Source organism: Frateuria sp. Soil773 (assembly GCF_001428405.1).
In the GTDB taxonomy this organism is placed as follows: Bacteria; Pseudomonadota; Gammaproteobacteria; order Xanthomonadales; family Rhodanobacteraceae; genus LMSL01.
Genome location: NZ_LMSL01000039.1, coordinates 149,266 through 171,042, shown reverse-complemented (window position 1 = coordinate 171,042; position 21,777 = coordinate 149,266). Strand labels below are relative to the sequence as shown.

Below are 21,777 nucleotides of genomic sequence, written 5' to 3'. Positions count from 1 at the left end.
GTTTCCAAGGAAGCGACTTCCGCGGCACAGCGACGACGAAAAAGCCGGGACCATGGGCATGCCCCACGGTCCCGGCCGCGAGACCTGCGCCGTCAGTTCGCCTTGCCCGGCTTCACGTCGGCGGGTTCGCCGCCGCCCGGCACCACGGTGATGACGATCTGCGACGGATGCGCCTTGTCGTGGTGCACGGCATTGTGCGCGACCACGCCCTTCGTTTCGTCGTAGTTGTTGCCGCCGGTGTTGAGGTTGCGGTCGAAGCGCGGGAAGTTGCTGCTGGAGATCGCCACGCGCAGCCTGTGGCCGGCCTCGAAGTAGTTGCTGGTGTCGATCGGCTGGAAGGCGACCTTGTACACCTTGTCCTTCTCCATCCACACCGGCGGCTTGTCGTAGCCCTCGCGGTAGCGCATGCGCTGGATGTTCTCGGTGAGGTTGAACGCCTTGCCGTCGGGATGCACGTCCATCACCTTGAAGGTGAAGTCGGTGTCCTTCGCATCCGAGGACACGTACAGCGTCACCGTGATCGGGCCGCTGACCTCGGTGCCCTGGGCGAACGGCTCGGAGTCGTAGACCAGCACGTCGTTGCGGCTCTCCTCGGGGCGCTGGTCGTACGAGCCGAACTTCACCGCGCTGCCCTGGCAGCAACCGCCGCCGCCGAAGGTAGGCACCGGGTTGGCCGGGTCGTAGACGAAGGCATCGGGACGGTCGGCCTCGTCGGGCTTCGTGGTCAGCCGGCCGTCGCCGTACATCGTGTTGGCCTTGCCGCCGCTGCTGAAGTAGAAGCTCCGCGTGGTGGCGCCGGCCGGCGGCCAGGTGGACGACTGCCGCCACTTGTTCTCGCCCATCACGTAGTAGAGCACCCTGGGCTGCCTGCGCAGGAGGCCGTTGTCCTCGCCCTTGAGGAAATGGTCGAACCAGCCGTAGACCAGGCTGTCGTAGTCGAGCCGCGCGTCGCCCACGTCGAGGTCGCCGATCGTGGTGTGCTCGGTGGCGCGCTTGTAGGCGCAGTGCAGCACCGGCGCGATCACCGCGTACTGCTGGTCGGCGACGGCCTTGGGCGCGGTCTGCCGCACGTGGTTGTAGGCGGCCAGGTTGGGCGACACCGACACGTCGAACCAGCTCATCAGCCACAGGCCGGGCTTGCGGATCTTCATGTCCTCGTGCCACAGCCCGCCCTTGGACCAGGCCGGGTCGCCGGGCGTGCGCGCGATCATGTTGCCGCCGGTGGCGACCGGCATGCGCGTCTCGAAGATGCCCGGCGGACCGCCCACGGCCTTGATGATGTCCTTCTCCGGCAGGTGCCAGAACGCCTTGTTCCAGTCCACCGGGGGCATCTGCGGTGCCAGGTCGAAGTAGCGCGAGGCGCGCACCAGGTCCGCCTGCGGCGTATCGGCGGGGAACATCGGCCGCACCTGGTTCTGGATGCCATAGTCGTAGATCCAGGAGATGAACAGCATCTGCACCGCGCCGCCGCGATACCAGTTGCCTTGCTCCCAGTAGGGGCCGACCTTGCCCACGCCGGCGCCGAAGCCCTGCACGTTGAACGTGGCCAGGCCCGGGTCGTCCTCGGCGGCCACCGCCAGTTGCCATTCGGCGGTGGACGAGCAGCCGGTGGTGCCCACCTTGCCGTTCGACCATGGCTGCGAGGCCAGCCACTTGATCGCGTCGGAGCCGTCGGTGAGCGGCGGGCCGAGGATGTCGTAGTTGCCCTGCGAGAAGAAGTGCCCGCGCTCGTTCATCTCGACCAGGGCGTAGCCGCGCTTCACCGCCTCCAGCACGCTGCTCATGTCGCGCGGCGCGCCGAGCTTCACGTCCCAGTAGTTGAAGTTGTACGGCGTGCGCGAAAAGATCACCGGCACCTTGCCCTTGGCGTCCTTCGGACGGTAGACGTCGGCGGCCATCAGCTTGCCGTCGCGCATCTTCACCATCACCTTGCGGTCGATGACGGCGACCTGCTCCAACTGTTTCTCGATGTCGTTGCGCTTGGCGACCAGTTCCGCCTGCGGGTCCTTGCGCTGGGCATGGGCCGGATCGGCGAGCAGGAGGGAAAGACCGAACGGGACGGCCATGCCGGCGAAGGCGAGGCGCAGGGACGGGGATCGCATGCGGGAATCTCCTGGCGTGGTCCGCCCGAGTATGCCGCACCCGCGCCGCGCACGGGCGAGACCGGCGGCACATGCCGGCCGCGTTCCCGGCATCGATCCGCGCGCCGGCCTTGAACTGCGCGGACGTGCCTCCACGTCAACCCGGTTGAACCATCCGGCCGCGCGGCCGGGCAGGCTGCGGCCGCGCGCAAGCACCACCCGACCAGGAGCGACGATGAAGCCCACGACGAGCATGTTCCCGTGCGCCGCAGGACGGCGCGCATGACGGCGGCGGACGGCGCGGCCGACGTGCGGCCGGGCGCGGACCCGGTGATTTCCGTGCGCGGGCTGGACAAGGTCTACGCCTCCGGTTTCCACGCGTTGAAGAACATCGACCTGGAGATCCGCCGCGGCGAGATATTCGCGCTGCTCGGCCCCAACGGCGCTGGCAAGACCACCCTGATCAGCATCGTCTGCGGCATCGTCAACCCCGGCGGCGGCAGCATCACCGCCGACGGCCACGACGTCGTGCGCGATTTCCGCGCCGCGCGCTCGATCATCGGGCTGGTGCCGCAGGAGCTGACCACCGACGCGTTCGAGACGGTGTGGAACACGGTGAGCTTCAGCCGCGGGCTGTTCGGCAAGGCGCCCGATCCCGCGCACATCGAGAAGGTGCTGAAGGACCTCTCGCTGTGGGACAAGCGCAACAACCGGATCATGACGCTGTCCGGCGGCATGAAGCGGCGCGTGATGATCGCCAAGGCGCTGTCGCACGAGCCGTCCATCCTGTTCCTCGACGAGCCCACCGCCGGCGTCGACGTAGAGCTGCGCCGCGACATGTGGGAGATGGTGCGGCGGCTGCGCGCCAGCGGCGTCACCATCATCCTCACCACGCACTATATCGAGGAGGCCGAGGAAATGGCCGACCGCATCGGCGTGATCAACAAGGGCGAGATCATCCTGGTCGAGGAGAAGACCGCGCTGATGCAGCAGCTCGGCAAGAAGCAGTTGACGCTGCAACTGCACGAGCCGCTGGCGGCGGTGCCGGCCTCGCTCGCCGGCTACCGGCTGGAGCTGGGCGGCGACGGCACCGAGCTGGTCTACACCTACGACACGCAGGGCGAGCGCACCGGCATCACCGCGCTGCTGCACGACCTCGGCGAGGCCGGCATCCGCTTCAGGGACCTCAGCACGCAGCAGAACACGCTGGAGGAGATCTTCGTGAACCTGGTGAGGACGGGCGCATGAATTTCCACGCGATCCGCGCGATCTACCGTTTCGAGATGGCGCGCACCTGGCGCACCCTGATGCAGAGCATCGCCTCGCCGGTGCTGTCCACCTCGCTGTACTTCGTGGTGTTCGGCTCGGCGATCGGCTCGCGCATCACCGAGGTCGACGGCATCAGCTACGGCGCCTTCATCGTGCCGGGCCTCATCATGCTGTCCCTGCTGACGCAGAGCATCGCCAACGCCTCGTTCGGCATCTACTTTCCCAAGTTCACCGGCACCATCTACGAGATCCATTCGGCGCCGGTTTCCTACATCGAGATCGTGATGAGCTACGTCGGCGCGGCGGCGACCAAGTCGGTCATCGTCGGCACGATCATCCTCGCCACGGCGCGATTGTTCGTGGACTTCGGCATCGCCCATCCGCTGTGGATGGTGGCGTTCCTGGTGCTCACCGCGGTCACCTTCAGCCTGTTCGGCTTCATCATCGGCATCTGGGCGGACAACTTCGAGAAGCTGCAGGTGATCCCGCTGCTGGTGATCACGCCGCTGACCTTCCTCGGCGGCAGCTTCTACTCCATCCACATGCTGCCGCCGTTCTGGCAGAAGGTGACCCTGTTCAACCCGGTGGTGTACCTGATCAGCGGCTTCCGCTGGAGCTTCTACGGCATGTCGGACGTGGGCGTGGGGGTGAGCCTGGGGGCGACCGTGGGCTTCCTCGCCGCCTGCCTCGCCGCGGTGTGGTGGATCTTCCGTACTGGCTACCGGCTGAAGTCGTAGGGCGCCGGCGCGGCGGATGCCGCCGTCAGGCCGGGTCCGGGTCCAGCAGGCGCGGTCCGGAGCCTTGCTGCGCCAGCCGGTCGTGCGGGTTGCGCAGCGGGCAGGCCGCCATCGACAGGCAGCCGCAGCCGATGCAGTCCTGCAACTGGTCGCGCAGGCGGACCAGCCGCTCGATGCGGCCGTCCAGCTCGGCCCGCCAGGCGGCGGACAGGCGCTTCCAGTCTCCGGCGTCGGGCGTGCGCCGGGCCGGCAGCGCCTCGAACGCGGCGTGGATCGAGGCCAGCGGGATGCCGACGTGCTGGGCCGCCTTGATGACCGCGATCCGGCGCAGCATGCCGCGCGCATAGCGCCGCTGGTTGCCGGCGTTGCGCGTGCTTTGGATCAGCCCCTTCGCTTCGTAGAAATGCAGCGCGGACACCGCCACGCCGCTGCGTGCGGCGACCTCGCCCACGCTCAGCAGCCGGTGGATCGGATCGGGCCCTGCGACCTTGGTCTTGCCCATGATGGCCTCTTGACCTCAAGTTAAGTCGAGGTTTTACCCTGGGCCGGTCCGATTCTCAACCGCAGGATGAAGCATGCCGACACGCAGCAAGATCAACGTGGCCCTGATCTATGGCAGCACGCGCGAAGGGCGCCTGTGCGACAAGGTGGCCGGCTGGGCCAGCCGGCAGGTCGCCCAGCACGGCGACTTCGCGCTCGACGCGATCGATCCGGCGGCGCTGTCGCTGCCCTCGCGGCACGAGGTGCGCGAGGCGCCCGAGCTGGCGCGGCTGCGCCAGCGGCTCGCCTGGGCCGATGCCTTCGTGATCGTGACGCCCGAGTACAACCACGGCTATCCGGCGTCGCTGAAGTTCCTGATCGATTCGGTGTACGGCCCGTGGCAGGCCAAGCCGGTCGCCTTCGTCGCCTACGGCGGCGCTTCCGGCGGATTGCGCGCGGTGGAGCAACTGCGGCCGGTATTCGCCGAGCTGCACGCGGTGACCATCCGCGACGTGGTCAGCTTCGCGCAGGCCTGGCAGCGCTTCGACGCCGACGGCAACCTGTCGGGGCAGGCGCGGGCGCACGAGGCGATGGCCGCCATGCTGGCACAGTTGCGCTGGTGGGCCGTGGCGCTGCGGACGGCGCGCCTCGCCGTGCCCTACATGCAGGCGGCCTGAAACCACGTTCGCCGATGGTTGCCGGAGGTATGGCCCCGGATCGTCGGTGGTTGCCGATGGCTTCCCGGCTTCCGCGCCGTTCGCGGCCGCGACTGCGTGCACCTGCCCCGCAAAGGCGGGTGCCGGCGGCGATCCACGCTAGCGTTCGCGCGAGGGCACCAGCCTCAGGTGGCTGCGGCGCGCTTCTCTCGCCAGGCTGTGGCGCCATTGCCTGGCCGATGCATCGAAGAACACCCAATGGTCGGGCGCGGGGCCATGCTCGGACACGCCGGCTCGGGCCAGCGCGGCCGCAGCCTGTTCTTCCAGCACGTCGGGCGGAAGCCCGTTGATCCGGCCCAGCGCGCCGGCATGGCCGCGGCCGCCCGACCGCTCCCATTCCGATGCGATGAAATCCATGATCCCGGGAGGAAAGTGGAAGGTGACCGGCGGCGCCACCTCGCCGTCCAAGGCGAACCGGCACGGCACCAGCCACGCGGACAGGTCGCCCGATGACCCGCACGCAAGCCTGCCGTCCGCCAGCGCGCCGAAACCGAACACCAGCGAGCAGTCCAGCCGGCCGTGCCGCTCGCGTGCGAATGCCAGCAGGTCGAACCCGGCGAGCGGGCACAGGCGCAGGTGGTCGCCGCAGACGGCGACGTGGTGCTGCCGGTACATCGCCGCGTCCAGCGCGCAGGCGAAGACCGCCAGGCCGCTTGCTCCGTGGGGGCCGATTTGCACGGCGCTCGCATGCCATGGATGGCCAGATGCGGCCTCGTCGCGGTCGACGAGCACCGTCAGCGGGAACGGCGAGATGTAGTCAGTGCTGCTGGCGGCAGGCGGGGTGGTTGCCATCGAGCCTTCTCCCTGGCGTGAAGCGATGCGGTGCGCATTCCTGCGCTGGCGCGCGGCCAGCCGGCTATACCTTGATAAAAGTTTGACTTACAGTCAATACAAAGTTTAACTTTCATTTCAGGGATGGCACATGACACTGCGCAGAGGCGGCCCCATCAGGCTGGGCGACAGGACTACGGGCGGCGGCGTGGTCTGCACCGTGCGCGACGGCAGCATCACGATCCTGGGCCTTCCGCCCGCCGCGCGCGGCGACATGGCGACGTGCCCCAGGCATGGCGGCGTGCAGCCCTTCGTGGAGTCGTGCAGCGGGCACGACACCTTCGGCGCGGGCGTGGTGCTGGAGGGACACAAGCTCGCCTGCGGCTGCCACGCGATCAGCAGTTGCGCGACGATGCATTGGATGGAGGACGTGATGCCGCAGGGCCTGGGCGAGGCGCTCGACCGGCACCGGCAGGCCGATGCGGCGCCCGCGCAAGCCACACCGGCGCTACGGCCTGAAAGCGAAACCGATCCCGGCGCGCCGGCGCATACGCTGCTGCAGTTGCGCATCGGCCTGTTCTTCGACGGCACCGCGAACAACGCCAACAACACCCGGCTCGGCGAGCAGTGCCGCGCGCGGCCCGCGAGCGAGGCGGAGCGGCAGGCCTTGCTGGCGTGCAAGCCGTACATGGCGGCGGACCGCAGCTATCTCGGGGGCGAGACGAATATCGGGAGGTTGTTCAAGCTGTATCCGGACAACGTCTCCAATCCGGATGAACCCTTGACGGATCGGTTCTTTATCGCGCGCTATATCGACGGCTCGGGCACCACAAGCGGCGAGCCGGACTCCGATCTCTACGGCATGGCCCAGGGCACCGGCGCCACCGGCATCGCAAGCCGAGTCGAGCACGAACTCACGATAGGCCTTCGCGAAGCCTTCAACACTTTCCAGGCCGGGCACGCAGACGCATGGATCACCGGCATCCGGTTCGACGTGTTCGGCTTCTCGCGTGGCGCCGCCGCCGCGCGCCACGCCATCCACCAGATCAACCTGCGCCAGCGCGGTCCCCTGGCCTACGCCATCGCGCCGAGCCGGCTCAGGCTGGCGCCGGATTTCGACTGGCAGGCGCACGTCAAGGTCGCTTTCGCCGGGCTCTACGACAGCGTCGCCATGCTGGGCGGCGGCCCGCGCACCGGCGAAACGTGGCGCTCGGAGGTATCCGGCGTCAGCCTGCACCTGCCCGCCGGCTGCGCCGACACCGTGGTGCGCCTGACTGCGCGTGACGAGAAGCGCATCAACTTCCCGCTCACCTCCGCCGCGCCGCCGTGGCGGGACATCCCGCTGCCCGGTGTGCACGCCGACGTGGGCGGCGGCTACCACATGGACATGGTGGAGGACGTCCTGGTGACCGAGCCGGCCATATCCGGCGAGACGGCCAGCACCCCGCTGCGGAAAAGCACCGCCTGGCGCCAGGCCAGCCGGCAGTTGGCCGAGGCCCGCGCCCGCTTCCCCGACCTGGCCGACAAGCTTGACGTGCACGCGTGGGTCGTGCCCGGTGGGGCGAACGACTCCGCCATGGCCCTATGGCTGCGCGGACCGATGCAGACCGTGGGCGCCGCGGTGCGGCTGCGCCATCGGGTGAGTGGCGCGTATCAATTGGTGACGTTACGCGTCATGCATGCGTTGGCAAAGCAGGCGCAGGTTCCATGGAGGCAGTCGCCGGATGACGTTCCTGCACTGTCTTTGCCCGGCGAACTGCTGCCCGTTTTTACACAATTGATGGCATATGCAAGAGGCGCTGCCGGCGACCGCTTGCAATTTGAGCTGGAGTGCCTGCTTCGCCAACGTTACCTGCACCACTCGGAAAACTGGAACATGATCGGCGATAGCGTCAGCCGGTTGGATGTGCTCCATATCAACCGTCCAACAGACGATGGAAGGCGGCAAGTGTTTCCCAATGAATCGGGAGTCACGTAATGCGGTTGCATGGATTGACACTATGGCTGGGCTTATCGATGTTTTGTCTTGCGGCCTGTGCACCATCGGATATGCGATTGCCTTATCCAGCATGGAAAATCGGCTTCTTCGCACCGTACAACATGGAAGTCTGGACCGAGGCAGTCAGTGTCGAGGACATGAGCGGACACCTGTTTTCTGGCATGGAGCCAGGTGTCGTATCGATGGCCTATCCGCGAGACAGCGCCGCCTGGCCAAAGAGCATCCCTATCGGAAAAGGACGCGAGGTCACTGGAGCTGCGCTGCCTAAGCGGGTTTACGTACGCTGGCAGTCGCTGGTGGAACCGCAGACCTACAGCGTCGTGCTGGAAATACCGGAGCGGGCGAGGCGGCTGATGCTCGGACCGCCAGTGCGGGACATGCCAGGAGCCGGTCCAGACGGCGACAAGTATTACTACAACGATCTGAGCATCGGCCTGGCTCCAGGCGGCATCGTGCGGGTGTGGGTCAATGGCATCGCGCGAAGACCGCAGCCGGTGCTTTGCGTCAAGGCGCAAGTAGAGCCGAAGGGGCCGGATCAAGGCAGATACGGCGGACGGTACGTGACGTTGCCTGCGGAGAGCCAGGCTTATCTACGGCATCACTCTATCCCTTATGGCAGTTGGGGATGCTGACGAACGAAGCGACTGCTCCGACGCTGCCGGCATCCAACGGCGAGCGGACGACGGTGCAGGCCGGTCGGGCGTGCGCGGAACGGCCAGCGGCTCAGGCGGGATCGCCGTAGGGCGTGCCGTCCTTGTGCACGTAGCGGCCGCCCGGCGGCAGGTGCAGGTCGATGTCCACGTAGCTGCAGGTGTCGTCGTCGTGGCGGCTGCCGATGTCCAGGTAGACGGCCGTTTCCGTGCCTCGGTTGACCAGGTGGTGGCCGTCGGCCAGGTTCTTCGGGAAGGCCGCGCAGTCGCCCGCGCGCAGCAGTCGTTCGCCGGCGTCGGTGACCAGCACCAGCTCGCCCGACAGCACGTAGGTGAATTCGTCCTCGCGGGTGTGCCAGTGCCGCTGACTGGACCACGCGCCCGGCGGCAGGTGCATCAGGTTGACGCCGAAGTCGGTGAGGCCGCCGGCATCGCCCAGGGCCTGACGGATGCGTGCGCGGACGGGCTCGTCGAACGGTGCCGGATAGCCCGAGCCCTTGCGCTCGGGAACCTGGGCGGGATCGATCTTGGGCATGGCGTGCTCGTTGGCGAGGAAGTGGGGCGTTTCAACCGGCCATGGCAAGTCTATCCGCGGTGGCGGCGACCGGGCCGAGCCGGTCGGCGAACAGCGTGGCGGCCCAGTCCGCGAATACGCGCAGGCGCATGCTCAGGTGGCGGTTGAACGGGTAGGCGAGGTGGACGGGCTGCGGCTCGGGCTGCCAGTCGGCGAGCACCGGCACCAGCTCGCCGCTCTCGACATGCGACTGCACCATGAAGCGGAAGGTCTGGATCAGCCCCACGCCGGCGATGCCGGCGGCGACGTGGGCGTTGCTGTCGTTCACCGCCAGCACGCTCGGCGGCGCGATCTCGATGCACTCGCCGTTGCGCAGGAAGCGCAGCGGCACCCGCCGGCCGTTGCGCGGCGAGAAGTAGCTGACGATGCAATAGCCGCCGGCCAGGTCGCGCGGGTGCTGCGGCATGCCGCGCCGCGCCAGGTAGCCGGGCGTGGCGCAGGTGATCCACGGCAGCTCGGCGATGCGCCGCGCGACCAGGCTGTCGTCCTGCAGCGGGCCGCCGCGGATCACGCAGTCGACGTTGTCGCCGATCAGGTCGACCGGCCGGTCCGACACGCCCAGGTCGATCCGCACCTCGGGGTAGCGCGCGTAGAAATCCCGCAGCGCGGGGATCAGCACGTGGCGGGCCATCGACGCGCCCACGTCCACGCGCAGGCGGCCGCGCGGGCTCGCCTGCTCGCCGCCGAGGCTGGTTTCCACGTCGGCGAGCTGGTTGAGCAGGCGCTGGGTCTGCTCGTAGTAGGCGGCGCCGTCGGCGGTCACCGCGACGCGCCGGGTCGTGCGCTGCAGCAGCTTCACCCGCAGGTGCGCCTCCAGCGTCTGCACCAGCTTGGTCACGGTGGCCTTGGGCATCTGCAGCGAGTCGGCGGCGCGGGTGAAGCTGCCGGTCTCGACGACCCGGCCGAACACGCGGATGGCCTGCAGGTGGTTCATGGGAGGGGCTCCGGGAAGCGCGTGCAATTATTCACAAGAGTAAACAAAGAACTCGCAAGAATCGTATTTATCCATGGAGAGACGCCAATTATCGTGCCGCCCATTCCGGCCCGCCACTCCTGTGCGGGTTGTCCCGACACAGGCAGAGGAGCGCAACGATGGACAAGGCATTGGCCGGCAAGGTGGCCCTGGTGACCGGCGGCTCGCGCGGCATCGGCGCGGCGATCGCGCAGCGGCTGGCGCGGGACGGCGCGGCGGTGGCGATCAGCTATGCCGCCTCGGCGGAGCGTGCCGAGCAGGTGGTCGCCGCGATCGCCGCGCAGGGCGGGCGCGCCGCCGCCTTCCGCGCCGACCAGGCGGATGCGGCCCAGGTGGAGGCGATGGTGCAGGCGGTGGTCGCGCAGTTCGGCCGGCTCGACATCCTGGTGAACAATGCCGGCGTGTTCGCGCTCGGCACGGTGGACGGCGACGCCGACGCCACGGAGCTGGCCCGGCAGTACGCGGTCAACGTGAGCGGCGTGGTGGCGGCCACGCGCGCGGCGGCGCCGCTGCTGGGCGAGGGTGGTCGCGTGATAACCATCGGCTCCACCCTGGGCAGCCGCACGCCGTGGCCGGGCATGGCCGATTATTCGGCGACCAAGGCGGCGGTGGCCGCGTATGCGCGCGGCTGGGCGCGCGACCTGGCGCCGCGCGGCATCACCGTCAACGCCATCGGCACCGGCTCGATCGATACCGAGATGAACCCCGCCGACGGCGAGCACGCGGACGTCCAGCGCGCCGGCGCCGCGCTGGGCCGCTACGGGCGGCCGGAGGAAGTGGCGGCGGTGGTGGCCTTCCTGGCCGGGCCGGAGGCTTCGTTCGTCACCGGCGCGACCATTCCGGTGGACGGCGGCTTCAACGCCTGACCGCGGTGCCTGCGCGAGGCGTTCCGCCGGTGGCTGCGCAATCAGGCCGGCGGCGCTTGTCGATTCCCGCGCTTCCCGCTCGTCGGTAAGGTGCCACGGTATTCCGGCCGCGGCTTATCTCCAATCCAAGGGTCGAGACAAAAATGAGCAAGCTGATCTTCGTCAACCTGCCGGTGACGGACCTGGCGCGATCGAAGGCGTTCTACGAGGCCATCGGCGCGGTCAACAACCCCGCGTTCACCGACGACACCGCGGCGTGCATGGTGTTTTCCGACACGATCCACGCCATGCTCCTCACGCACGACAAGTGGCGCCAGTTCACCGGCAAGCGGATCGTCGACGCGCATGCGGACGCGCAGGTGATGCTGTGCCTGTCGGCCGACGACCGCGACGAGGTGTCCGGGCTGGTCGACAAGGCCACCGCCGCCGGCGGCAAGGCGGACCCCACGCCCGTGCAGGACTACGGCTTCATGTACGGCCGCAGCTTCGAGGACCCCGACGGCCATATCTGGGAAGTGATGTGGATGGACCCCGGCGCCATCCCGCCGCACGGCTGAGCCTTCCTCCGGGAGCGGTCCCTTGCCGCTGCCGGAACCGATCGCCGCTCCCCCGCGATGCAGGGGAGCGGCCCGGCGGCCGCCTACGCCACGCGCAGGGACTGCTCGTACGCCATCACCTCGCGCGCCTTGTCGGCCCACTGCACGTCGGCGCCGGTCGGCGGGACGTCGCTCTGCATGGTCAGGCTCGCATCGACCTGGTCCTGGAACGTGCCCTTCCAGACCTGCGGGTTCTCAGGCAGCGCGTTGCCGAGCACGATGTTCAGGTTCTTGATCGAGTGCCGCGACAGCTCGTGCGGATACCACTCGCCCTGCACATAGAAGGCGGTGCGGAAGCCGGCGCCGACCGGCAGGTAGCCGAAGTCCGACGGCGGCAGCGCAGGCACGTAGTCCCAGTAGTTGTAGCAGCGCACGCTGGCGTCGGCGGCGATCAGGTTCTGGTAGGCCGTCTGCCAGTCGGCGGTACCGACCATCGGGCTGGCGAAGTTGATGTTCTGCGTCGCCATCGAGGCGGAGGGCCGGGACACCGCCAGGTCCAGCGAGAACAACTGGCTGAGCGCGGCGCCCAGGCTGTGGCCGGTGACGTACAGCGTGGTCGGGCTGTACTTCTGGATCAGCGCGAACAACTGGCCGCGCATCGACGCCGTCATCGAGCCGCCGAGGCTGTCGTAGATGCCGTAGAAGCCGCCGGCCACGCGCGGCGTGGGCGAGATCGGCTGGTTGTCGCTCGGCACGAAGTCCACGGTCTCGAAATGGACGTCCTCGTAGATGTCCATGTCCGAGTCGGTGCCGCGGAAGGCGAAGATGAAGGTGCCCGGCTGCGCCGTGGACTGGAACACCAGGCCGAACAGCTCTTCGGTGCCGGTGACGAGGAAGGCGTCCCAGCCGGTCCACTGGTCGACGCAGGCGTAGCCCGTGGGCGGCGTGTAGCTTTCGTTCTTGTACGCCGCGTAGGCGGCGATCGAGGCCTCGGCCAGGGCCACGGTGATCGTGGTGTCGAGCGTGGGCTGCGAGTTGCTTGAAGAAGAAGTGCTCATCGGTTCCCCCTGTGGGTAGAGATGGCGGCGACGGTCCAGTCGCCGCGGGCGAGAAAGTCCGTGGTGCCGGACGCCGCGGGGCATGGACCATGGGCCGCGCGGCGAACCGGCCACGCATCGTAAGCCCGGGGCGGGGCAGGGCATCGACAACCAGTGCGCAGATTCCCGGCGCGGCCGGCGGCGTCCGCAGGCCGGCATGGCAGGCGGGAGCGTGCGACTCCAGGCGGGCCGCGGTGGACCGTGGCGGGCAGGCTGCCTACTATGGTCCGATTTCCCCGCCGCACAGGTGTCCGCACGTGAAACGACGACCGCTCGCATCCTCTCTTTCCCTGCTGTTGGCCTCGACCCTGCTGGCATCGGCGGCGATCGCCGACGACGCGCCGAAGGCACCCACGTTCGACCCGCACCGCCTGTCCGAGGAAGTGAAGACGCTGTCCTCCGACGCCTTCGAGGGGCGCGGCCCGGCCACCGAGGGCGAGGCCAAGACCGTTGCCTACGTGGTCGAACAGATGAAGGCCGCCGGCCTGCAGCCCGGCGGCGCCATCGAGAACGGCAAGCGCACCTGGACCCAACCGGTGCCGCTGGGCCGGTTCGAGATCAGCGGCACGCCGTCGTTCGCGCTGAACGCGAACGGCAAGGCGCAGGCACTGACCCAGGGCAAGGAGATCGCGGTGCGCGCGTCGATGGACGGCTCGCGCAGCGTGGACATCGAGGGCGCGCCGCTGGTCTTCGTCGGCTACGGCGTGAAGGCGCCGGAGCGCAACTGGGACGACTTCAAGGGCGTCGACCTCAAGGGCAAGATCGCCGTGGTGCTGGTCAACGACCCGGACTTCGAGACCGGCAAGGGCGACTTCGGCGGCAAGGCGATGACCTACTACGGCCGCTGGACCTACAAGTACGAGGAAGCCGCGCGGCAGGGCGCGCTGGGCGTGCTGGTGGTGCACGAGACGGCGCCGGCCTCGTACGGCTGGAACACGGTGAAGAACTCCAACACCAACACCATGTTCGACATCGTGCGCGACAAGCCCTCCGAGGTGCACACGCGGCTGGAAGGCTGGATCCAGCGCGACCTGGCCGTCTCGATGTTCAAGCGCGCCGGGCTCGACTTCGACGCGCTGAAGAAGCAGGCGCAGACGCGCGCGTTCAAGCCGGTGGCGCTGAAGGGCGAGACGCTGTCGGCGAAGTTCGACGTGGACGCCAAGGTGATCACCTCGCGCAACATCGTCGGCCTGGTCGAGGGCAGCAAGCGCCCGGACGAGACGGTGATCTACAGCGCGCACTGGGACCACCTCGGCATTGGCGAGCCGGACGCGAAGGGCGACCGCATCTACAACGGCGCCGTGGACAACGCTACCGGCACGGCGGCGCTGATCGAGATGGGCCGCGCCTTCGCGCACGGGCCGAAGCCGGAGCGCTCGGTGGTGTTCCTCAACGTCACCGCGGAAGAGAAGGGCCTGCTCGGCTCGGAGTACTACGCCACCCATCCGCTGTACCCGGCGGGCAAGACCGTGGGCGTGATCAACATGGACGCGCTCGACCCGAACGGCCAGGCGCGCAACTTCACCACCTCGGGCAGCGCGAAGCTCGAGCTGCTCGACCAGTTGGTGGCGGTGGCGAAGACCTACGGCCTGAGCTACGAGAACGACCCGCATCCGGAGGCCGGCAGCTTCTTCCGCTCCGACCATTTCTCCTTCGCCAAGCAGGGCGTGCCGGCGTTCTCGTACGAGTCGGGCAACGACCTGGTCGTCGGCGGCAAGGCCGCCGGCGAGGCCGCGGGCAAGGTCTACAACAAGGAGCACTACCACCAGCCGTCCGACGAGTGGAAGGCGAGCTGGACCTTCGCCGGCCTGGCGCACGACCTGCCGATGCTCTACACGCTGGGCGCGCAGCTCGCCAACTCGGACCGGTGGCCGAACTGGGGCAAGGACTCGGAGTTCCGCGCGATCCGCGACAAGACCGCCGACCAGCGCAAGTAGGCGGCGGCACGCGGCACCCGACGAGCCGGCACCGTGCCGGCTCGTCGCTTTTCCGGGGCGCCATGGCCCCGGTCGTACGAGGAGAACCGCCATGCCCGCCGATACGCCGCAACTGGACCTGCTCGGCGGCGATCCCGCGAGGCCGGCCGAGGTGCACAACCTGTTCTTCGCGCTGCTCGCCGACGACGACGTGCGCGTACGGATCGCGCGGGTGGCCGATGCGCTCAAGGCGGATGGGCGGCTGCGCGGCCAGTGGGTGAAGCCGGCGAACTACCACGTCACGCTGCATTTCCTGGGCGGGCATGCCGACCTGCGCCCGGCGATGGTTGACGCTGCATCGCAGGCGGCCGCCGGCGTGCGCTGCGCGCCGTTCGAACTGGTGCTGGACCGGCTGACCGGCTTCCGCGGCAGGCGGCCGCCGTGCGTGCTGGGCTGCCTCGACACGCCCGCCGGCCTCGCCGCGCTGTGGGAAGCGTTGCGCGACCGGCTGATCCGGCACGGGCTGGGCGGCGGCCTGTCGCGCAGCTTCACGCCGCACGCCACGCTGGCCTACGCCGACCGCCTGCTCGACGCGCCGCCGCCGTTCGCCCCGGTGCACTGGCCGGTGCGCGACTTCGCGCTGGTGCACAACAAGGTCGGCAGCGGTGCCTACCGCGTCCTCGGGCGCTGGCCGCTGACCGCCGGGCCGTAGGCCGCAGCCGCCTTCCATGGCGCGGCGCGGGCGGCGCATGGCGCGGAAACCCCGCGCGGCCGGCCGGGGTGGCGATGCCCGAAAACGGCGAGTGGTCTGCGCTGGGCGTGCCTACGCTGGACCACGGGCCGCCGCCCCCATGCGGCGCGCGCCCGGACCCGCGGGCGCCCGGCGCCGGGTTGTTCCCCCGCGCGTGCGGCATGAAGGCGGCGGTCCGTTCGCATCGGCGCGGCCGCGTGGCGGATGGCGTTGCCGGGCCCGCACCGTAGGCCCGGCTGCCTGCCGGGTTCAGTGCGCCGGCTTGCGGAAGCGGTACATGAACTGGTCGGTGTGGCCGCGGATCGACTTGTCGAACACCTTGATGTCGTGCGGGTCGGCCGGGTTGCGCAGGGCATCGCTCTCGCCGTCGAACACGAAGCCGGCCGCCTGGGCCTGCCGCTTCACGATGGCCGGATCGATGCGGTGCAGGGTGTCGGTGTCGCGCAGCCCGGAGCCGGCCTGCGCGACGTGGTCGATCACCACGAACACGCCGCCGGGCTTCAGCGCCGCGAACACCTGCTTGTCGAGCACGGCCGGATCGACGCTGCCCATGAACTTGTCCGGATAGTCGTGGTAGTTCTGCGAGGTGAACACCACGTCCACCGACTCGGGCGCGCTGAGCTGCGCGGCCGGCTGGGTCAGCACGCTGACGTTGGCGTAGTGCGGGTCGCTGGCCAGCCGGCGCGAACCGGCCACGTCCGATTCCGCCTCCTTGGCGTATTCGTTCGGCCACAGCACGTAGACGTGTCCCTTCGGGCCGACGATGGCGCTGAACACGCGGGTGAAGTAGCCGCTGCCCGGGATCAGCTCCAGCACCTTCTGTCCGGGCCTGGCCCCGGCGAAGGCCATGACGTCGGCGATCTTGCGCCGCGCATCGTTGCCCGCGTCGGCCTGGCGCGCCGGATCGTGCAGGGCCGCGCCGAGATAGGCCGGCGGTTGCGGATGGGATTGGCCGGATGCGGCGGCGACCGCGCTCAGGGGAAGGGCGACGGCGATCAGTGCGGCAAGCAGGGAAGTGCGCATGACGGACTCCGTGGCGGGCATGGGTGGCGCGATTGTGCGCCCAAACCGCAGCGACGGCGCGATGACCTTCGGCATGTCCGCTGTCTTGTCCGCACGAGGCCGGCCGCTGGCCGGCGTGCCTGGCCCTTCGCGGGCCAGGCACATGCGTACCGGGGTCGTCAGTGGCTTGGCGAGCTGCTGCTGGCCGGCGGCGAGGTGGGCGGCGGCATCGTGGTGGCGGTACTCGAAGTCGCCGGCATGGTGGCGGTGCTGCCGGGGGCCGGCGTGGTTTCCGGCGCGGTCGCCGGTGGCGTGCTGGCTTCGGGCGGCGGACTAGGTTCCTTGTCGCGGTTGCACGCGGCCAGGGTCAGCGACGAGGCCAGCAACAGGCCCAACAGCAGGGGACGAAGGGATAAGGGGGCGTTCTTCATGGGGCAGTCTCCTTTTCGCATGGTGGAGAATCGAAATGGGGTGGGGCTGCCAAAGCCGGCAATTCCGCGGATTCCCGCAGACTTCGGCAGGATTCGATGTTCCGCGCCGGTGGGCTAAGGCGATGTGGCCGGCGAATGAAAACAACGTGTTCTGCGCGGCGCGCTTACGTGAGGATCTTCAGCGTATCGAACGGCAGCGGCGTGGCGCCGGCCTGCACGACCGGGGCTTCCACGCGGGCGAGCGCGTCCTTGTCGCCGTCGATCACCAGCAGGATGCGGCCAGCATCGATCTCGCTCTTGAACTTGCGCCGCACCGGATCGGGAACCGCCGCGCCTTCCATCGCGCCGGACCAGCCGCCGACCAGGGCGCTGGCCAGGGTGATGCCGGCGACGCCGGCGAAGGTGAGGCCCAGCGGCGGAATCGCGACGGCGATCAGCCCGGCCAGCAGGCCGGTGGCGCCGCCGCCGACCAGGCCGCGCAGGGCCGCCGGGTAGAAGTCGCCACCGGCCTCCTTGTGCCGATGCTCGGGCATGGTTTCCAGCTCGATGTCCGAGCGGGCGATCAGCGAAAGGTCGTCCGGATCGATGCCCGCGGCGCGGGCGGCCTGCATCGCCGCCTTGGCCGTATCCAGGTCCGGGGTGCTGAAGACGTGCCGGGTTTTCATCGGTTCCTCCCGTCGGCTGGCCCGAGTCGCCGGTGCATGGCGGTGCGCAACCATCGTGCTATGCCGCGGATAAGCGCCGCGTCGGCGCGAGGTGTCGGGGGCGTGACAGGTGCTTCCCGGTGCCGTTGCCGCGGGCTTTCCGGGGGCGCGACGGGATGCGGTAACCTGCGGTGGTCCGATGCCCTGCCGTGCCGCTGCGCCATGTCCTTGCCGAACGATCCCCTGCCGCAGCCGCCGCCCGAGCCCGATCCAGGGGATTGCTGCGGGGAAGGCTGCGTGCGCTGCATCTACGACGTGTACGAGGAGGCGCTGGAGCGCTACCGCGACGCGCTGGCGGCATGGCAGGCGCGCCACCCGGACGACCCCGCCAGCCCTCCGGCATCCTCTTCTTCCAGGGAGCCCGCATGAACCTCGCCGTCCACGCATCGTCGAACCGCCGCGGCGGTGTCGCATGCTGAGCGCGGACGATCACGACCGCCTGGCGCGTACCTGCGGCTCGGCGGCAACGGCGGGCATCGTGCTTTTCGCATTGGCCTGCGGCGCGGTGCAGTTCCTGCGCCCGGACCTGGACTGGCTGCGCGCGCCGCTGAGCTTCTACCTGCTGGGCCGTTGCGGGGCCGTGGTGCAGTCCGTGTACGTGGCGCTTGCGGCGGCGCTGGTGCTGCTCGGCACGGGCTATTACCGCGCCTTGCCGCGCACCGCGCGCAGCGCCGCGCCACTGCTGCTGTTCGCGGTCGGCGCGGTCGCGTTGTGCGTCACCGCGTTCGAGCACAGCAACCTGCCCCAGGGAGTGCCCACGCTGGAAGGCTACGTGCACGGCGTGGCCGCGCAGACGGCGTTCCTGTGCACGGGCACCGCGATGCTGCTGCAGGCGTGGCGGCTGCGCGCCGATCCGCGCTGGCGGCCGCGCTTCGCGTTCGCCTTCGGCTATGCGGCGCTGTGCTTCGCCGCGCTGTGGGTGCAGGCCGGATGGCACGGCGCGCCGCGCGGGTTGACCCAGAAGCTGCTGATCGCACTGATCCTGGGCTGGTTGCTGCTGGCCGCGCGCTGGCTGCGGCGCGGCCCTCCCGCGATGGCCGGAAGCGGGGCATGAACCTGCGCGGCGATCCCCGGGCGGCCTTGCCGCCGGCGATGTGGCAGGCGCTGGAGGCGGCCTATGCCACGCCGAAGCGCGCCTACCACCACATCGGGCACGTGAACGAGGTATTGCGCCATGCCGCCGACGTCGACGACGGCCCGGGCTGGCGGCAGCCGGCCGAGGTGCGACTGGCCGCGCTTTACCACGATGCGGTGTACGAGGCCGGGCGGCGCGACAACGAGGCGCGCTCGGCGGCGCTGGCGCTGGAGCACATCGCGCGCTGGCTGCCGCAGGCCGGGGTGGATGCGGCGCGCGTGGCCGCACTGATCGAAGCCACGGCGCGGCACGGGCGCATCGACGCCGGGGAGATCGCACGCGATCCGCAGCCGGCGGACCTGGCGCATTTCCTCGATGCGGACATGGCGATCCTGGGGGCGCCGCCGGCCGCGTTCGACGCCTATCATCGAGGCATCGCGATGGAATACCGCGGGCGGGTGCCGGCGGCGCTGTTCCGGCTCAACCGGCGGCGCTTCCTGAAGGCGCTGCTGGCGCGCGAGCGCATCTTCCACAGCGCGTTCTTCCACGAGCGCTACGATGCGAAGGCGCGCCACAACCTGCGCCGCGCGATCACCGAGAAGCGCTGAGCGCCGGCCCGAGACGGGGCAGTACACGGACAGGACAGGAAGGAACGACGGATGAGCGGATCGCAACCGACCGACGGCACGCCGCCCGCGGCGGACTTCGCGCGCCTGCGCTGGCTGGGGCGGCTGCGCCGGCATCCGTCGGCGATCCTGCTACTGGTGCAATTGGGCGGCTTGCTGCTGTACCCGTTCATCGAGGAGGCGCCGGCCGGCCGCATGCTGTTCGGCGCCTTCAGCGTGCTGGTGCTGGGCCTGGCGATCTCGATGGTGCGCCGTACGCCCGGCCGCGCATGGATCAGCGCCTGCCTCGCGGTGCCGGCGGTGCTGCTCAACGCGCTCGACGTGGCGTACGGCTGGAGCGCGCTGCTGCCGTGGTCGGCGGCGCTGGAGGCGCTGTTCTACTTCTACGCGGCCGGCTGCCTGATCGCCTACATGCTGGCCGACCGGCGCGCCACCACCGACGAGCTGTTCGCCGCGGGCGCCACCTTCACCCTGCTGGTATGGGCGTTCACCTACGTGCTGCTGCTGTGCCAGGCGCTGCAGCCGGGCAGCTTCACCGCCGCGGTGCATCCGGAGGCGCCGCGGCGCTGGACCGAGCTGCTGTTCCTGAGCTTCGCGCTGTTCTCCAGCACCGGCATCGGCGACGTCATCCCGGTCACCGTGCACGCGCGCTCGGTGGCGAGCCTGGAGATGTTCACCGGGGTGATGTACCTGGCCCTGGTCGTGTCGCGGCTGATCGGGTTGACGCTGACGCGGCGCGACGACTGATCGCGCCCGCGCGACCGGCGCGATCCGCTATGGATGGCCGGCGATTCGGAAGTCCAGGCGTCCAAATGCGCGGCGCCATGCGCCGACCGGTTCGCAGTTGGGGCATCCGGCGATTGATCGCGCGGCGCCGCGCCTGTAGATTGCAGTCCATTTGCCGGGGGGATATCCGAATGACGAAGCGTTCATGGGCAGCGGCCGCGGCCGCGTTGCTGCTGGCGGCCTGCGGCGGGGAGCAGGTGCGCACGCCGGTGGCGCTCGGCCATCTGGTGGCGCCGGTGTCGGCGCCGTGGCTGACGGTGGAGCAGTCCACCTTCGACCTGGCAGTGCGCGGCACGGACGAGCCGGTGCTGCTGGACCCGCAGCCATCGGTGCCCGCCGTGCTGCAATCGACGCTGCGCCACGAGGTGCAGCCGCTGTACTTCACCGACCTGATCGTCGGCTGCAACAACGTGGGCGCGGAGGTGCGCGTGCGGACCGAGGACGACGCGCCGAGCCGGGTTGGCCTGGACCTGTCGCTGCGTTGCCGGATCGACGCACGCGGCCTGATCTCCAGCCACGACTACCGCGTGCGCCCGGACATGCCGGTGCCGGCGGACGGGGACTACGCCAAGGCGTTCGCCTCGCTGCTCGACGGCGGCTCGCACGACATCGCGCGCCAACTGGCCGCCGACGTGGCTGCGAGCGCCAGGCGGCCCTGACGCGCGGAGCGTCGGCCCGGGATGCCGGGCCGGCTGTGCGGGCTCAGTTGCCCATGCCGAAATGGCGGCGCAGATCCTGCTGGCAGCGCTGGACCAGGGGCGCCGCGAAGCAGTCCGGCCAATGGCCGCTGACTTCCGCGTTGCCCAACGGCGAGGCGCGTTCGGCCAGCAATTGCCGCATCGCCAGCACGTCGGCGACGAGCAGGGCCTTGCCCAGTTGCGACAAAGCGTCGTCGCCGCCGGCGGCGCGCTCGTCGAGCGCGCGGATCACGTTGGCCGGCAGTTCCCAGTGCACCGCCGCGCGCGCCGAAAGCTGCGCGCCCAGCCGCAGGCAGTCGCGCAGGAAATCCATGGAGTAGTCCAGCGAGGGCGGCGCCTCCTGGTCGAGCAGCCGCACCACCGCGCCGGTGCCGGTATGGCAGACCATGCCGGCGAGGTAGGCCTCGAACCCGTCGCAGCCGTTGTTGCGGCCGAGGTACGCGCTGGCGTGCGCGCAGCGTTCCGCATGGTCCCACAGGTGCTGGCCGGCCATGTGGCCGTGCATGCCAGCGCTGGCCTGCAGGATCGGCTTCATCACGTGCTGGGTGGCGACCCGGCGCAGGCCTTCCTGGCCGAGCAGCACCACCGCCTGCTGCAGGCTGTGCACGGGCTGGGCGGTGCGGTAGTGCGCGCTGCCGGTGACCCGCATCACCTCGCCCACCAGCACCGGGTCGCGGCCGACCAGCTCGGCCAGTTGCGAGCCGGCGAGGTTGTCGTTCTTCAGCGAGCGCAGCAACTGCGGCAGCACCGTGGGCAGCCGTGGCAGGCTCTGCACGTCGAAGCGTTCGCCGATCGCCTCCAGCCGCCGGAGCGTGGCCAGTTCGGCGGCGCTGGCGGCGGCCGTCTCGCTATCCGGCAGGCCGAGCACGAGGCGGCGGAAGCGGTCCTCGATCAGCTCCACCGCGGCAGGGTCGCCGACGGCCTCGACGGGGACGGGCGGTTCGGCCGGCACGGCGAAGGCTGCCGGGAGATCGGCCATCCTCAGCATGGCCGGCTGCGCCGTCGGCCTACGGCTGGCGAAGAGACGCCCCCATATGCG

General features: G+C 69.8%; 24 protein-coding genes. 14 read left to right on the top strand and 10 right to left on the bottom strand.

What is annotated here, in order from left to right; genetic code table 11:
* Positions 1-92: 92 nt before the first annotated feature.
* Positions 93-2,102 (bottom strand): CocE/NonD family hydrolase, encoded by a 2,010-nt coding sequence (locus ASG87_RS12720; RefSeq protein ID WP_200949092.1) that lies wholly within the window; start codon positions 2,100-2,102, stop codon positions 93-95.
* 261 nt (positions 2,103-2,363) lie between these two features.
* On the opposite strand from ASG87_RS12720, the gene ASG87_RS12715 reads away from it, so the two are divergent.
* Both ASG87_RS12715 and ASG87_RS12710 read left to right on the top strand, forming a co-directional pair.
* On the top strand, positions 2,364-3,329 hold the full coding sequence (locus ASG87_RS12715) for an ABC transporter ATP-binding protein (protein WP_056005613.1): 966 nt from the start codon (positions 2,364-2,366) through the stop codon (positions 3,327-3,329).
* Complete coding sequence (locus ASG87_RS12710; protein ID WP_056005610.1) at positions 3,326-4,087, top strand: ABC transporter permease; 762 nt, start codon at positions 3,326-3,328, stop codon at positions 4,085-4,087. The genes ASG87_RS12715 and ASG87_RS12710 overlap by 4 nt, the downstream gene beginning before the upstream one ends.
* Positions 4,088-4,112: 25 nt before the next feature.
* On the opposite strand, the gene soxR is transcribed toward ASG87_RS12710, so the two are convergent.
* Complete coding sequence (soxR, locus tag ASG87_RS12705) at positions 4,113-4,589, bottom strand: redox-sensitive transcriptional activator SoxR (protein ID WP_056005607.1); 477 nt, start codon at positions 4,587-4,589, stop codon at positions 4,113-4,115.
* A 73-nt stretch (positions 4,590-4,662) separates the two neighbouring features.
* On the opposite strand from soxR, the gene ASG87_RS12700 reads away from it, so the two are divergent.
* Positions 4,663-5,244 carry an NAD(P)H-dependent oxidoreductase gene (locus ASG87_RS12700; protein WP_056005604.1) on the top strand — a complete coding sequence of 194 codons (582 nt, stop codon included), beginning with the start codon at positions 4,663-4,665 and terminating at the stop codon, positions 5,242-5,244.
* Positions 5,245-5,382: 138 nt separating this feature from the next.
* Here ASG87_RS12700 and ASG87_RS12695 read toward each other — a convergent pair whose 3' ends face one another.
* Positions 5,383-6,075, bottom strand: coding sequence for a hypothetical protein (locus ASG87_RS12695; RefSeq protein WP_056005601.1), 693 nt, complete (start codon positions 6,073-6,075; stop codon positions 5,383-5,385).
* A 130-nt stretch (positions 6,076-6,205) separates the two neighbouring features.
* Here ASG87_RS12695 and ASG87_RS12690 point away from each other — a divergent pair, with 130 nt between their 5' ends.
* Both ASG87_RS12690 and ASG87_RS19510 read left to right on the top strand, forming a co-directional pair.
* Positions 6,206-8,032, top strand: coding sequence for a PAAR domain-containing protein (locus ASG87_RS12690; protein WP_082582949.1), 1,827 nt, complete (start codon positions 6,206-6,208; stop codon positions 8,030-8,032).
* A gap of 71 nt (positions 8,033-8,103) precedes the next feature.
* Positions 8,104-8,685 (top strand): DUF2931 family protein, encoded by a 582-nt coding sequence (locus tag ASG87_RS19510; RefSeq protein WP_200949091.1) that lies wholly within the window; start codon positions 8,104-8,106, stop codon positions 8,683-8,685.
* 91 nt (positions 8,686-8,776) lie between these two features.
* Here the strand turns inward: ASG87_RS19510 and ASG87_RS12685 are convergent, their stop codons facing one another.
* Positions 8,777-9,238: a cupin domain-containing protein gene (locus ASG87_RS12685; RefSeq protein ID WP_056005595.1), complete on the bottom strand. Its 462-nt coding sequence runs from the start codon at positions 9,236-9,238 to the stop codon at positions 8,777-8,779.
* Between the two features lie 31 nt (positions 9,239-9,269).
* The gene (locus ASG87_RS12680) at positions 9,270-10,211 is read right to left on the bottom strand and encodes a LysR family transcriptional regulator (RefSeq protein ID WP_056005592.1); all 942 of its coding nucleotides are present in this window, start codon (positions 10,209-10,211) and stop codon (positions 9,270-9,272) included.
* 158 nt (positions 10,212-10,369) lie between these two features.
* Here ASG87_RS12680 and ASG87_RS12675 point away from each other — a divergent pair, with 158 nt between their 5' ends.
* Both ASG87_RS12675 and ASG87_RS12670 read left to right on the top strand, forming a co-directional pair.
* Positions 10,370-11,116, top strand: a complete 747-nt coding sequence (locus ASG87_RS12675; RefSeq protein WP_056005589.1) for an SDR family oxidoreductase — start codon at positions 10,370-10,372, stop codon at positions 11,114-11,116.
* A 143-nt stretch (positions 11,117-11,259) separates the two neighbouring features.
* On the top strand, positions 11,260-11,673 hold the full coding sequence (locus ASG87_RS12670) for a VOC family protein (protein WP_056005586.1): 414 nt from the start codon (positions 11,260-11,262) through the stop codon (positions 11,671-11,673).
* An 83-nt stretch (positions 11,674-11,756) separates the two neighbouring features.
* On the opposite strand, the gene ASG87_RS12665 is transcribed toward ASG87_RS12670, so the two are convergent.
* On the bottom strand, positions 11,757-12,710 hold the full coding sequence (locus tag ASG87_RS12665) for a lipase family protein (protein WP_056005583.1): 954 nt from the start codon (positions 12,708-12,710) through the stop codon (positions 11,757-11,759).
* A gap of 347 nt (positions 12,711-13,057) precedes the next feature.
* On the opposite strand from ASG87_RS12665, the gene ASG87_RS12660 reads away from it, so the two are divergent.
* On the top strand, positions 13,058-14,686 hold the full coding sequence (locus tag ASG87_RS12660) for a M28 family metallopeptidase (protein ID WP_235499657.1): 1,629 nt from the start codon (positions 13,058-13,060) through the stop codon (positions 14,684-14,686).
* Between the two features lie 91 nt (positions 14,687-14,777).
* A complete protein-coding gene (locus tag ASG87_RS12655; protein WP_056005580.1) occupies positions 14,778-15,377 on the top strand; it encodes a 2'-5' RNA ligase family protein in 600 nt (199 codons plus the stop codon).
* Positions 15,378-15,665: 288 nt separating this feature from the next.
* Here ASG87_RS12655 and ASG87_RS12650 read toward each other — a convergent pair whose 3' ends face one another.
* From ASG87_RS12650 to ASG87_RS12640, 3 genes are all read right to left on the bottom strand, one after another.
* Entirely contained in the window at positions 15,666-16,439 is a 774-nt protein-coding gene (locus ASG87_RS12650) for a class I SAM-dependent methyltransferase (protein ID WP_056005575.1), read from the bottom strand.
* Between the two features lie 158 nt (positions 16,440-16,597).
* The gene (locus ASG87_RS12645; RefSeq protein ID WP_157511072.1) at positions 16,598-16,849 is read right to left on the bottom strand and encodes a hypothetical protein; all 252 of its coding nucleotides are present in this window, start codon (positions 16,847-16,849) and stop codon (positions 16,598-16,600) included.
* Positions 16,850-17,013: 164 nt separating this feature from the next.
* A complete protein-coding gene (locus ASG87_RS12640; protein ID WP_056005568.1) occupies positions 17,014-17,514 on the bottom strand; it encodes a hypothetical protein in 501 nt (166 codons plus the stop codon).
* A 201-nt stretch (positions 17,515-17,715) separates the two neighbouring features.
* Here ASG87_RS12640 and ASG87_RS19505 point away from each other — a divergent pair, with 201 nt between their 5' ends.
* The 5 genes from ASG87_RS19505 to ASG87_RS12620 all read left to right on the top strand — a co-directional run bounded on the left by ASG87_RS19505 (position 17,716) and on the right by ASG87_RS12620 (position 20,699).
* Positions 17,716-17,922, top strand: a complete 207-nt coding sequence (locus ASG87_RS19505; protein WP_082582946.1) for an oxidoreductase-like domain-containing protein — start codon at positions 17,716-17,718, stop codon at positions 17,920-17,922.
* 43 nt (positions 17,923-17,965) lie between these two features.
* Entirely contained in the window at positions 17,966-18,607 is a 642-nt protein-coding gene (locus ASG87_RS12635; RefSeq protein ID WP_056005564.1) for a DUF998 domain-containing protein, read from the top strand.
* Entirely contained in the window at positions 18,604-19,236 is a 633-nt protein-coding gene (locus ASG87_RS12630; RefSeq protein ID WP_056005561.1) for a hypothetical protein, read from the top strand. The genes ASG87_RS12635 and ASG87_RS12630 overlap by 4 nt, the downstream gene beginning before the upstream one ends.
* A gap of 51 nt (positions 19,237-19,287) precedes the next feature.
* Positions 19,288-20,001 (top strand): ion channel, encoded by a 714-nt coding sequence (locus ASG87_RS12625; protein WP_056005559.1) that lies wholly within the window; start codon positions 19,288-19,290, stop codon positions 19,999-20,001.
* 170 nt (positions 20,002-20,171) lie between these two features.
* Entirely contained in the window at positions 20,172-20,699 is a 528-nt protein-coding gene (locus ASG87_RS12620; protein ID WP_056005556.1) for a hypothetical protein, read from the top strand.
* Positions 20,700-20,742: 43 nt separating this feature from the next.
* Here the strand turns inward: ASG87_RS12620 and ASG87_RS12615 are convergent, their stop codons facing one another.
* The gene (locus tag ASG87_RS12615; protein WP_235499644.1) at positions 20,743-21,726 is read right to left on the bottom strand and encodes an HDOD domain-containing protein; all 984 of its coding nucleotides are present in this window, start codon (positions 21,724-21,726) and stop codon (positions 20,743-20,745) included.
* Positions 21,727-21,777: the final 51 nt, after the last annotated feature.